The 11,844-nt window shown below is 70.6% G+C and carries 11 protein-coding genes; all 11 read left to right on the top strand.

The features are described from left to right. Positions 1–145: 145 nt before the first annotated feature. Positions 146–784: a bifunctional pyr operon transcriptional regulator/uracil phosphoribosyltransferase PyrR gene (pyrR, locus tag ACT3UF_RS14840; RefSeq protein WP_441444090.1), complete on the top strand. Its 639-nt coding sequence runs from the start codon at positions 146–148 to the stop codon at positions 782–784. Then, positions 781–1,743 carry an aspartate carbamoyltransferase catalytic subunit gene (locus tag ACT3UF_RS14835; RefSeq protein WP_441444089.1) on the top strand — a complete coding sequence of 321 codons (963 nt, stop codon included), beginning with the start codon at positions 781–783 and terminating at the stop codon, positions 1,741–1,743. The genes pyrR and ACT3UF_RS14835 overlap by 4 nt, the downstream gene beginning before the upstream one ends. Next, positions 1,733–3,076, top strand: a complete 1,344-nt coding sequence (locus ACT3UF_RS14830; protein ID WP_441444088.1) for a dihydroorotase — start codon at positions 1,733–1,735, stop codon at positions 3,074–3,076. Before ACT3UF_RS14835 ends, ACT3UF_RS14830 begins: the two co-directional genes overlap by 11 nt. After that, the gene (locus ACT3UF_RS14825) at positions 3,073–3,567 is read left to right on the top strand and encodes a PH-like domain-containing protein (protein ID WP_444608418.1); all 495 of its coding nucleotides are present in this window, start codon (positions 3,073–3,075) and stop codon (positions 3,565–3,567) included. Before ACT3UF_RS14830 ends, ACT3UF_RS14825 begins: the two co-directional genes overlap by 4 nt. Next, entirely contained in the window at positions 3,564–4,781 is a 1,218-nt protein-coding gene (gene carA, locus ACT3UF_RS14820) for a glutamine-hydrolyzing carbamoyl-phosphate synthase small subunit (RefSeq protein ID WP_441444086.1), read from the top strand. Before ACT3UF_RS14825 ends, carA begins: the two co-directional genes overlap by 4 nt. Then, entirely contained in the window at positions 4,781–8,134 is a 3,354-nt protein-coding gene (carB, locus tag ACT3UF_RS14815; RefSeq protein ID WP_441444085.1) for a carbamoyl-phosphate synthase large subunit, read from the top strand. Before carA ends, carB begins: the two co-directional genes overlap by 1 nt. Beyond that, positions 8,131–8,994 (top strand): orotidine-5'-phosphate decarboxylase, encoded by an 864-nt coding sequence (pyrF, locus tag ACT3UF_RS14810; RefSeq protein ID WP_441444084.1) that lies wholly within the window; start codon positions 8,131–8,133, stop codon positions 8,992–8,994. The genes carB and pyrF overlap by 4 nt, the downstream gene beginning before the upstream one ends. A gap of 183 nt (positions 8,995–9,177) precedes the next feature. Beyond that, positions 9,178–9,504 (top strand): integration host factor, actinobacterial type, encoded by a 327-nt coding sequence (mihF, locus tag ACT3UF_RS14805; RefSeq protein ID WP_345080401.1) that lies wholly within the window; start codon positions 9,178–9,180, stop codon positions 9,502–9,504. Further along, a complete protein-coding gene (gmk, locus tag ACT3UF_RS14800; protein ID WP_441444117.1) occupies positions 9,504–10,103 on the top strand; it encodes a guanylate kinase in 600 nt (199 codons plus the stop codon). The genes mihF and gmk overlap by 1 nt, the downstream gene beginning before the upstream one ends. An 83-nt stretch (positions 10,104–10,186) precedes the next feature. Next, positions 10,187–10,549 (top strand): DNA-directed RNA polymerase subunit omega, encoded by a 363-nt coding sequence (rpoZ, locus tag ACT3UF_RS14795; protein WP_299303474.1) that lies wholly within the window; start codon positions 10,187–10,189, stop codon positions 10,547–10,549. Between the two features lie 24 nt (positions 10,550–10,573). Further along, on the top strand, positions 10,574–11,839 hold the full coding sequence (gene coaBC / locus ACT3UF_RS14790; protein WP_441444083.1) for a bifunctional phosphopantothenoylcysteine decarboxylase/phosphopantothenate--cysteine ligase CoaBC: 1,266 nt from the start codon (positions 10,574–10,576) through the stop codon (positions 11,837–11,839). Positions 11,840–11,844: the final 5 nt, after the last annotated feature.

Here is an 11,844-nt window from a genome sequence, read left to right as displayed (position 1 = left end):
GGGTCGCCGCCGCCATCCCCGCCGTCAGTCCGAGGGGCGGTCACCCGGGCTTCGCCCGCTGCCCGCCCTCTAGACTCGGCACCGCTCCCATGAGCGACAGACCCTTTAACGACACGTCCTGAGAGGCGTCGAAGGGAGACGAACGATGAATGACGATCCCCACGCGGGCCGCCGGCCTGCGACGAACGATCCGGTGCCCGCCGCGGACAGCTCGCGCGTGCTCGGCCCCGAAGAGATCCGGCGGGCGCTCACGCGCATCGCCCACGAGATCCTCGAGAGCGGTCACGGCGCCGATGACCTGGTCCTGCTCGGCATTCCCCATCGGGGAGTGCCGCTGGCCCGGCGCCTCGCGGAGCAGATAGCGCGCGCAGAGGGCCGCCCCGACGGCGAGGACCTCACCGAGCTGTACGGCGCGCTGGACATCACCATGTACCGCGACGACCTGCGGAACAATCCCACGCGTGCTCCGAGCCCGACCCGGATCCCGCGCTCCGGCATCGACGGGCGCATCGTGGTCCTGGTCGATGACGTCCTGTACTCCGGGCGCACGATCCGCGCGGCCCTCGACGCCCTCGGGGCGATCGGGCGGCCCGCCGCGGTACGACTCGCGGTGCTGGTCGACCGCGGTCATCGGGAGCTGCCGATCCGTGCGGATCACGTCGGCAAGAACCTCCCCACCGCGCGCAACGAACGGGTGCACGTCCAGCTCGCCGAGACCGACGGGGTCGATGCCGTCGACATCGTGCGCCCGGTCGGCGCCCGGTCCGAGGAGGTGCAGGCATGAAGCACTTCATCTCCATCGCCGATCTCTCCCGGGATGAGGCGCTCGCAGTGCTCGCCACCGCAGAGCACATGGCACAGACCCAGTCCCGTTCGATCCGCAAGCTGCCCACCCTGGTGGGCACGACCGTGGTGAACCTCTTCTTCGAGGACTCGACCCGCACCCGGATCAGCTTCGAGGCCGCCGCCAAGCGGCTCTCGGCGGATGTCATCAACTTCTCGGCCAAGGGATCCAGCATCTCCAAGGGCGAGTCGCTGAAGGACACCGCGCTGACCCTGCAGGCCATGGGCGCCGATGCGGTGGTGGTGCGCTCCGGTTCCTCCGGCGCCGCGCACCTGCTCGCCCACGCCGGCTGGATCGAGCAGCCGATCATCAACGCCGGAGACGGCGCGCACGAGCATCCCACCCAGGCGATGCTCGATGCCTTCACGATGCGCAGGCACCTGCGGCCGGGGGATCCCACCGCGGACCTCGCCGGGACGCACGTGGTCATCGTCGGCGACATCATCCACTCGCGCGTGGCGCGGTCCAACGTGCTGCTGCTGACCCTGCTCGGCGCGCGGGTGACGCTGGTCGCCCCGCCCGCCCTGGTGCCGGTCGGCGCCTCCGCCTGGCCCTGCGAGATCAGCTACGACCTCGACCAGGCGCTCGCGACCGGGCCGGATGCCGTGATGATGCTGCGGGTGCAGAGCGAGCGCATGGTCGGCGGCGGCTTCTTCCCGACGGTGGGGGAGTACTCCCGCCGCTACGGACTGTCCACCGCCCGGGCAGCGGCCCTGCCCGACCACACCATCGTGCTGCACCCCGGACCGATGAACCGGGGGCTCGAGATCGCCGGGGCGGTGGCGGATTCCCCGCGCAGCGTCATCGTCGAACAGGTCGCCTCCGGCGTCTTCGTCCGGATGGCCGTCCTCTTCCACCTGCTCGCCACCGACGCCCGGGAGGCTCCCCGTGACCACTGAGAACCCCAGCACCATCGACGCCGGAGGCAAGGGCCTGCCCGCCCCGCTCCTGATCCGGGGCGGCCGCCCGTACGGCGAGGACGTCCAGGACGTGCTCCTGGTCGCCGGAAGCATCGAGGCGATCGGCGCCGACCTCGAGGCACCCGAGGGCACCGAGGTCATCGACGCCGACGGCTGCATTGTGCTGCCCGGGCTGGTCGACCTCCACACGCACCTGCGCGAGCCCGGCGGTGAGGAGGCCGAGACCGTCGAATCCGGCACCCGCGCCGCAGCCCGCGGCGGCTTCACCGCCGTGCACGCCATGGCCAACACCACCCCGGTCGCCGACACCGCCGGCGTCGTGGAGCAGGTCGCCCGGCGCGGCGACAGCGCCGGCTGGTGCTCCGTGCGCCCGGTCGGAGCGGTGACCGTGGGTCTGGCGGGCGAGCGGCTCGCAGAGCTCGACGCGATGGCGAACTCCCGCGCGAAGGTCCGGGTGTTCAGCGACGACGGCAAATGCGTGCACGATCCCGTGCTGATGCGCCGCGCCCTGGAGTACGTGAAGTCGTTCGACGGCGTCATCGCCCAGCACGCCCAGGACCCCCGCCTCACCGAGGGCGCCCAGATGCACGAGGGAGCCGTCTCCGCCGAGCTGGGGCTGGCCGGTTGGCCCGCTGTCGCCGAGGAATCGATCATCGCGCGCGACGTGCTGCTGGCGCAGCACGTCGGCTCTCGGCTGCATGTCTGCCACCTGTCCACCGCCGGCAGCGTCGACATCATCCGCTGGGCCAAGCAGCGCGGCATCGAGGTGACCGCCGAGGTCACCCCGCACCACCTGCTGCTGACCGACGAGAACGTGCGGCAGTTCGACGCGGTGTTCAAGGTCAACCCGCCGCTGCGCACCGCCGAGGACGTAGAGGCAGTGCGCGAGGGCCTGGCCGACGGCACGATCGACATCGTCGCCACCGATCACGCCCCGCACCCGCGCGACGCCAAGGACCGCGAGTGGGATCAGGCGGCGATGGGGATGACCGGCCTGGAGACGGCACTCGCGCTGGTCCAGCTGACGATGGTCGACGAAGGTCGCCTCAGCTGGCGGGATGTGGCCCGGGTGATGTCCGAGAAGCCGGCGCAGATCGGACGCGACGAGGAACAGGGACAGGCCCTTAAGCCCGGCGCCCCGGCCCACGTCCTGGTCTGGGATCCGCGGCCGGTGCGCGTCGCGGACCCGGCCCAGCACGCCTCGCTGAGCCGCAACTCGCCCTTCGCCGGCCTCGAGCTGCCCGGCCTGAACCGGCTCACCGTGCTCGCCGGCCGCCCGACCGTGCGCGACGGCGAGGTGGTCGAACGATGAGCGACCAGCTCATCCCCGTCCTGCTGCTCGCGGCGCTGTTCGTGCTGATCCTGGCCGCGATGGCCTGGGGCTGGCACCGACGCGGACGGTCCCAGCAGCATCTTCCCGTCCCGGAGGACGCCACCCTCGAACAGCTCGGGGAGGCCGTGGCCCACGGTCCGGTCGCTGCCGTCTACGTCGACACCGTGCTCGCCGAGCAGCCGCTCGAGCGGATCGTCGCCCATGGTCTCGGGCAGCGGGCCAACGCCATGGTCACCCTCGGCGACCAGGGCTCCTGGCGACTGAAGCGTGAGGGCACCAGCAGCTTCACCATCCCCGGCACGGTCGTCACCGAGCTCACCTCGGGCCCCGGCATGGCCGGGAAGTTCATCGGTGGCGACGGCCTCCTGATCATCCGCTGGCGCCTCGGCGACCAGCTCCTCGACACCGGACTCCGCCTCGCGCGACGTTCCGACCACGACCTCCTGCTCTCCCGGAAGGAGAACGCATGACCTCCCCCGCGTCCCCAGAATCCCTCGCCCCCACCAGGGCCCCCAGCCACCGCCTGCGCACGGAGAAGGCGCTGCTGATCCTCGAGGACGGCACCATCCTGCGAGGCTCCGCCTACGGAGCGCGAGGCTCCCGCCTCGGCGAGGTCGTCTTCACCACCGGTATGACCGGCTACCAGGAGACCCTCTCGGACCCCTCCTACGCCGGACAGATCGTCGTGCAGACCGCCCCTCATATCGGGAACACCGGGGCCAACGCCCAGGACATGGAGTCACGGAAGGTGTGGGTGCGCGGCTACGCCGTGCGCGACGCCAGCCGCATCGCCTCCTCCTATCGCGCCGAGCAGACCCTGGATGAGCTGCTGATCAGCAGCGACATCGTGGGCATCAGCGACATCGACACCCGTATGCTCACCCGCCGGCTGCGCGAGCATGGCTCCCTGCGCGGCGGGATCTTCTCCGGGGACGCCCTGGCGAGCTCCGAGCAGGAGCTGCTCTCCCAGGTCCGTGACCAGCCCGCGATGACCGGCGCGAGCTTCATCGAGGAGGTGACCATCGCCCAGCCCGTGACCCTCGAGCCCGAGGGCGAGGTGGTCGCGACCGTCGCCGCCCTCGACCTCGGCATCAAGAGCGCCGCCCCGCGCAGCATGCTCCTGCGCGGGCTGCGGGTGCACCTCCTGCCCGCCTCGACCTCGCTTGAGGACCTGGTGGCGCTGGCCCCGGATGCCGTGTTCTTCTCCAACGGCCCGGGGGACCCCGCGGCGGCGACCGCACCGATCGAGCTGCTGCGCGGCGTCCTCGACGCCGGCCTGCCCTTCTTCGGCATCTGCTTCGGCAACCAGCTGCTCGGCAGGGCCCTCGGCTTCGACACCTACAAGCTGAAGTTCGGCCACCGCGGCATCAACCAGCCCGTGCAGGACCGCGAGACCGGCGAGGTGGCGATCACCGCCCACAACCACGGCTTCGCCGTCGACCTCCCGATCGAGGGTGAGCACATCGCCCCCCACGACGGCGGCCGCTACGGACGCGTGGTGGTCTCCCATGTCGGCCTCAACGACCAGGTGGTCGAGGGCCTTCGCTGCCTCGACCGGCCCGCGTTCTCGGTCCAGTACCACCCCGAGGCGGCCGGCGGCCCGCACGACGCCTCGCCCCTCTTCGATCGTCTGGCAGAGCTCGCCGTCGCGCACCGCGCCGGCTCTGCATCCAAGGAGTCCTGATGCCCCGTCGCACCGATATCTCGTCCGTCCTGGTCATCGGCTCCGGCCCGATCGTGATCGGCCAGGCCGCGGAGTTCGACTACTCCGGCACCCAGGCCTGCCGGGTGCTGCGCGAGGAGGGCCTGCGGGTCATCCTCGTCAACTCCAACCCGGCCACGATCATGACCGACCCGGAGATCGCCGACGCCACCTACATCGAGCCGATCGACCCGGAGATCATCCGGACGATCATCGAGAAGGAGCGGCCCGACGCGCTGCTGCCCACCCTCGGTGGCCAGACCGCGCTCAACGCCGCCATCGCACTCGCGGAGAACGGGACCCTGGAGGAGTTCGGGGTCGAGATGATCGGCGCGAGCCTCGACGCGATCAACAAGGCGGAGGACCGCCAGCTGTTCAAGGAGGTCGTCGAGCGAGTCGGTGGCGAATCCGCCCGCTCGAAGATCTGCCACTCCGTGGAGGATCTGCTGGCCGGCGCCGAGGAGCTCGGCTACCCGATGGTGGTGCGCCCCAGCTTCACCATGGGCGGGCTCGGCTCCGGCATGGCCTATGACGAGAAGGACCTCCGCCGCATCGGCGGGGACGGCCTGCACTACTCGCCGACCTCCGAGGTGCTGCTCGAGGAGTCGATCCTGGGCTGGAAGGAGTTCGAGCTCGAGCTGATGCGCGACAGCGCCGACAACTGCGTCGTGATCTGCTCGATCGAGAACGTCGACCCGGTCGGCGTGCACACCGGCGACTCGGTGACCGTCGCCCCCGCCCTCACCCTCACCGACGTCGAGATGCAGATCCTGCGGGACCTCGGCATCGCGATCATCCGCGAGGTGGGGGTCGACACCGGCGGCTGCAACGTCCAGTTCGCGACCCATCCCGAGACCGGCCGCGTGGTGGTCATCGAGATGAACCCGCGCGTCTCGCGCTCCTCGGCACTGGCCTCGAAGGCCACCGGCTTCCCGATCGCGAAGATCGCAGCCCGCGTCGCGATCGGCTACACGCTCGACGAGATCCGCAACGACATCACCGGCACCACCCCGGCGAGCTTCGAACCCGCGCTGGACTACGTGGTCGTCAAGGTGCCCCGCTTCGCCTTCGAGAAGTTCCCGGCGGCGGATCCGACGCTGACCACGACCATGAAGAGCGTCGGCGAGGCGATGGCCATGGGCCGCAACTTCACCGAGGCGCTCGGCAAGGCGCAGCGCTCGATCGACGTCAAGGGCGCTTCCCTCTCGTACCTGGGGACCCCGCCGTCACCCGCGGAGGTCACCGAGCTGCTGGAGGCCTCGCGCACCCCCACGGCGGAGCGGCTGGTCGACATCGCTCGGATCCTGTGGTCCGCGGCCGAGGGGATCCTCGATCCGGCCGAGACGCTCGACCGGCTGGTGGAGGCCACCGCGATCGATCGCTGGTTCCTCGATCAGATGCAGCTGGTCGCAGAGATCGCCGCGGAGATCCGCGGCGCGGAGGTGCTGGACGCGCAGCTGCTGTCCCTGGCGAAGCGCCACGGGCTCTCGGACGATCAGATCGGTGCGCTCACCGGGCGCAGCGGTGACGTGGTCAAGGGCGTCCGTGAGGCGCTGGGCATCAACCCCGTCTACAAGACGGTCGACACCTGCGCCGCGGAGTTCGCCTCCGCCACCCCGTACCACTACTCCACCTATGACCAGGAGACTGAGGTCGAACCGCGCGAACGTCCCGCGGTGCTGATCCTCGGCTCGGGCCCCAACCGCATCGGTCAGGGCATCGAGTTCGACTACTCCTGCGTGCACGCTGCGATGGCGCTGGGCAACCCGGAGCTGCCCGGCGGCGGCTACGAGACGGTCATGATCAACTGCAACCCCGAGACGGTCTCGACCGACTACGACATCGCCGACCGCCTCTACTTCGAGCCGCTCACCTTCGAGGACGTCGTCGAGGTGTACGAGGCGGAGAAGGCTGCCGGCCCCGTCGCCGGGGTCATCGTGCAGCTCGGCGGCCAGACCCCGCTCTCGCTCGCCCGCCGCCTCGAGGCCGAGGGACTGCCCATTATCGGCACCAGCCCGTCGGCCATCGACAACGCCGAGGACCGCGGTCACTTCGGAGCGGTGCTCGCCGAGGCGAATCTGCCGGCTCCGCCCTATGGGACCGCCTGGGGGCTCAGCGATGCGACCGAGGTCGCCGCGAAGGTCGGCTATCCGGTGCTGGTGCGCCCGAGCTACGTGCTCGGCGGGCGCGGCATGGAGATCGTGTTCGACGAGGCGGGGCTCGTGGACTACGTGGCCCGCAACCTGCCCGACGGCGGCCGGGCCGAGGCCCCGATCCTCATCGACAGCTTCCTGGACACCGCGATCGAGATCGACGTCGACGCCCTCTACGACGGCACCGACCTCTACATCGGCGGCGTGATGGAGCACATCGAGGAGGCCGGCATCCACTCCGGCGACTCGGCCTGCACCCTCCCGCCGATCACCCTCAGCGATGCGGTCATGGACCGCATCCGCACCTCCACGCTCGCGATCGCCGAGGGCGTGGGCGTGCGCGGACTGCTCAACATCCAGTTCGCCCTCTCCCACGGGGTGCTCTATGTGCTCGAGGCCAACCCGCGCGCCTCCCGCACGGTGCCCTTCGTCGCGAAGGCCACCGGGGTGCCGCTCGCGCAGGCCGCGGCGCTGCTGATGGCCGGCACCTCGATCGCGGACCTGCGCCTCGGGGGAGTGCTCCCGCTCGAGGGCGACGGCATGGACCTGCCCGACGACTCTCCCATCGCGGTGAAGGAGGCGGTGCTCCCGTTCAAGCGCTTCCGCACCCGTGAAGGCAAGGCGGTGGACTCCGTGCTCGGGCCGGAGATGCGATCCACCGGTGAGGTGATGGGGCTGGACTCGACCTTCCCCCTCGCCTTCGCGAAGTCTCAGCTCGCGATCTCCGGTCAGGGCCTGCCCACCTCCGGCACCGCCTTCGTCTCTGTCGCGGACCGGGACAAGCGGTCGCTCGCACTCCCGGTGGCGCGCCTGGCGGCGCTCGGATTCGAGATCCTCACCACCGCGGGCACCGGAAGGGTGCTGCGCCGCTACGGCATCCCCTGCCGGGTGCTGCGCAAGGCCTCCGAGGCCGGCGACGAGGCGAGCGTCATCGAGCTCATCGAAGACGGCACGGTGGACCTGGTGATGAACACACCTTCCGGCTCCAACGCCCGGGTGGACGGCTACGCCATCCGCGCCGCCGCGACCAGCATGGACGTGCCGATGATCACCACCCTCCAGGAGTTCCAGGCCGCGGTGCAGGCGATCGAGGCACGACCGGTCGAGCCCTTCGAGGTGACGAGCCTGCAGGACCACACCGCACGGCTGAACGCGGTGCGTGCCGCCCAGGTCGGCGCATGACGCTGCAGGGGAGGAGCTTCGGCTCCCGGCTGCAGCAGTCCGTCGCGGAGCACGGCCGGCTGGTCGCCGGCATCGACCCCCACGCCTCGCTGCTGGAGGCGTGGGGGCTGCCGGACACACCGGAGGGCCTGCGGGAGTTCTCCCGGATCGTGCTGACCGCGGTGACCGGCAGGGTCGCCGCGATCAAGCCCCAGTCCGCCTTCTTCGAGCGCCATGGCTCCGCCGGGGTCGCAGTGCTCGAGGAGCTGCTGCAGGCCGCGCGAGAAGCCGGGGTGCTCAGCATCCTGGACGTCAAGCGCGGAGACATCGGCTCGACCATGGCCGCCTATGCGGACGCCCACCTGCTCCCGGGTGCCCCGCTCGAGGCCGACTCGATCACCGTCAGCCCCTTCCTGGGCACCGGGTCCCTCGACCCGGCGGCGCAGCTCGCGACCCAGCACGGCAAGGGCCTCTTCGTGCTGGCGCTGACCTCGAACCCGGATGGTCCCCAGGTCCAGCACGCCCTCACCTCTGCAGACACGCCGGTGGCGCAGGAGATCGCGCGACACGCCGAGGCGCTCGGAGCTGCGGCGCCGGGGGAGTGGTCGAGCATCGGCCTGGTCGTGGGCGCGACCGTCGGCGACAGCTATCGCCGGCTCGGCCTGGATCGCGTCGCACCCTCGGTCCCGCTGCTCGCACCGGGCTTCGGGGCACAGGGCGCCGGTCCCGCCCAGATGGGTGAGGTATTCGGCGAAAGTGCAGGTCACGTCCTGGTCTCACTCTCGCGAGGACTCTTGGCGGCAGGCCCTGACCCGGACGCCCTGAGCCGACGGGCCGAACAGCTGCGCTTCGAGTACGCCGGTCCTGCCGACGCCTCCTGAGGAACCGTCCGGGTGGGGGTCACGACCCCCGCTCGGACCCCCTCGGGAGTGACCGATCTGCACCGGACCAGCGACGAAGCCTGTCAAAAGTGCGCTCGACCACGAATATGGGGTTACGCTCTTCCCACATCGAGGTCCTCCCGGATCTCCCCGTCACCAGCAAGAGAACAAGAGGTAAGAACTGTGGCTCTCCCTCCCCTCACCCCTGAGCAGCGGGCCGACGCCCTGAAGAAGGCAGCCGAGGCTCGTCGCGAGCGCGCCGCCATCAAGGCCCGGCTCAAGGACAGCGCCGGACACCGCGGCGAGGAGATCAAGAAGGTCCTCAAGGAGGCCGAGACCAACGAGGTCGTCGGTCGTCTGCGCGTCTCCGCCCTGCTGGAGGCCCTCCCGGGTGTCGGCAAGGTCAAGGCCCAGCAGATCATGGAGGAGATCGGCATCTCCCCATCCCGCAAGATCCGCGGCCTCGGCTCCCATCAGGCTGAGAAGCTCGTCGCACACTTCTCCGAGTGATCGACCACTCCACCACCGGGGCCGGCGCCGTGAAGGCGTCGGCCCCGGTGACTGTGCTCGCCGGGCCCACGGCCGTCGGCAAGGGCACCGTCTCCGCAGCGATCCGCGCGCGATACCCGCAGATCTGGTTGTCCGTCTCCGCCACCACCCGCGCCCCGCGCCCCGGTGAGGTCGACGGCGTGCACTACCGCTTCGTGAGCGAGGAGGACTTCTCCTCGCTGATCGAACAGGGGCAGATGCTCGAGTGGGCCGTGGTGCACGGTCGCAACAAGTACGGCACCCCGCGGGGCCCTGTCGAGCAGAAGGTGTCCGAAGGGCGCCCGGTCCTGCTCGAGATCGATCTTGCCGGCGCCCGCCAGATCCGCGAGTCGATGCCCGAGGCACGCTTCGTGTTCCTGGCCCCGCCGGACTGGGACACCCTGGTGGACCGACTCGTCGGGCGTGGCACCGAGGACTCCGAGGAGCGCGAGCGCCGCCTGCAGACGGCGAAGATCGAGCTCGCCGCAGAGGGCGAGTTCGACGTCACCATCGTCAACGACACCGTGGACCGCGCCGCCGATGAGCTCGCCGGGCTGCTCGGCGTGCGCGACCTCACCTGACCCCGCACGCTCTCGCCCTCGCCCCCGAGCTCACAAGGGCGTATCCTGAAGCGTCGCACGCCGAAACTCATGAAGGGACATCCGTGGCCGGAACAGTCGCTCAGCCCGAAGGCATCACGAACCCCCCGATCGACCGTCTCCTCGAGACTGTCGATTCCAAGTACGCCCTGGTGCTCTACGCCTCCCAGCGCGCTCGCCAGATCAACGCGTACTACTCGCAGCTCTCCGAAGGGCTGCTCGAGTTCGTCGGTCCGCTGGTGGATGTCGACAACCAGGAGAAGTCGCTCTCGATCGCACTGCGTGAGATCGATGAGGGCCTGCTGACCGTCCGCGAGATCGACGAGGAGGAGTACGCCGCGCAGAACGAGCCGGATCCGAATGCTCCGGCCCCGCTGATGCTCGGCGACGACGCTCCTGAGGTCCCGCCCTCCGGCTTCACGCTCTGACTCGGCCATCGCCGGGTTGAACCGATGAGCATCCTGTCGCGCCCCCTCGCCGGGGCCCGCGTCCTGATCGGAGTCGGCGGCGGCATCGCCGCATACAAGACCGCGCACCTGGTGCGCGGTCTTGTCGGTGAAGGGGCGGACGTCCGCGTCCTCCCCACTCCCGCCTCCCTCGAATTCGTCGGGGCGGCGACCTGGGAGGCGCTCAGCCACCATCCGGTGCTCACCTCGGTCTTCGAGGACGTCGACGAGGTCGCGCACGTGCGCTTCGGCCAGGAGGCCGACCTGGTGGTGATCGCCCCTGCCACCGCAGATCTGCTCGCACGGATGCGGATGGGTCGTGCCGATGACCTGCTGACCGCCTCATTGCTGGTGACGCGTGCGCCCGTGGTGGTCGCGCCCGCGATGCACACCGAGATGTGGGAGCACCCCTCGACCCGCGAGAACGTGGCAGTGCTGCGCGCACGCGGCGTCACCGTGATCGAGCCCGCCGTCGGCCGCCTCACCGGCCCGGATTCCGGGCCCGGCCGGCTCCCGGAGCCGGCGGCGATCCTCGAGGCCGCGAGAGCGGCGATCACGGCCCCGCGCGACCAGCACGGAGCCGTGCGAAGGGACCTCAGCGGCCGCGAGCTGCTGATCACCGCCGGCGGCACCCGCGAGGATCTCGACCCGGTGCGCTTCCTCGCTAACCACTCCTCGGGCAAGCAGGGCTGGGCCCTCGCGCATGCGGCCCTCGTCCGCGGCGCCCGGGTGCGCCTGGTCGCCGCCAACGTCGACCTCGACACCCCGCCCGGTGCCGAACGTTTCGATGTGGGCAGCGCCGCCGAGCTCGCGAGCGTCGTCGCGGCGCATCGAGGTGAGGTGGATGCGCTGGTGATGGCCGCAGCAGTGGCCGATTTCACCGCTGCCGCGCGCGCGGACGCGAAGATCAAGAAGGACGACGGCGATGACGAGTCCGTGCCGGCCATCGCCCTGCGCCGCACCGAGGACATCCTGCGTCACAGTGTGCTCGACCGCGCAGACTCCCAGCGGCCCGCGATCGTCGGCTTCGCGGCCGAGACTGGCGGCGACGGCTCCACGGCTCTCGACCTGGCGCGCGCCAAAGCGCGACGCAAGGGCGCGGACCTGCTGGTCTTCAACGACATCAGCACCGGAGTGTTCGGCGCGCCCGACAACTCCGTGCGCATTCTCGACCGCGACGGTCAGGAAGTTGCCTGTGCCGAGGGCAGCAAGACCGCCGTCGCCCACGCGGTGCTCGACGAACTCGTCACCGCCCTCCCGGAAGTACCCTGATCCTC

Source organism: Brachybacterium sp. AOP24-D1-21, from assembly GCF_052378665.1.
Lineage (GTDB): Bacteria > Actinomycetota > Actinomycetes > Actinomycetales > Dermabacteraceae > Brachybacterium.
Note: the sequence above shows the minus strand (reverse complement) of the source record. Positions and strands in the feature narration are given on the sequence as shown.

Bases quoted from the DNA above. Each gene is read 5' to 3' on its own strand.
- pyrR (WP_441444090.1), top strand. From the start codon at position 146: ATGAATGACGATCCCCACGCGGGCCGCCGGCCTGCGACGAACGATCCG.
- ACT3UF_RS14835 (WP_441444089.1), top strand. From the start codon at position 781: ATGAAGCACTTCATCTCCATCGCCGATCTCTCCCGGGATGAGGCGCTC.
- ACT3UF_RS14825 (WP_444608418.1), top strand. From the start codon at position 3,073: ATGAGCGACCAGCTCATCCCCGTCCTGCTGCTCGCGGCGCTGTTCGTG.
- carA (WP_441444086.1), top strand. From the start codon at position 3,564: ATGACCTCCCCCGCGTCCCCAGAATCCCTCGCCCCCACCAGGGCCCCC.
- carB (WP_441444085.1), top strand. From the start codon at position 4,781: ATGCCCCGTCGCACCGATATCTCGTCCGTCCTGGTCATCGGCTCCGGC.
- pyrF (WP_441444084.1), top strand. From the start codon at position 8,131: ATGACGCTGCAGGGGAGGAGCTTCGGCTCCCGGCTGCAGCAGTCCGTC.
- coaBC (WP_441444083.1), top strand. From the start codon at position 10,574: ATGAGCATCCTGTCGCGCCCCCTCGCCGGGGCCCGCGTCCTGATCGGA.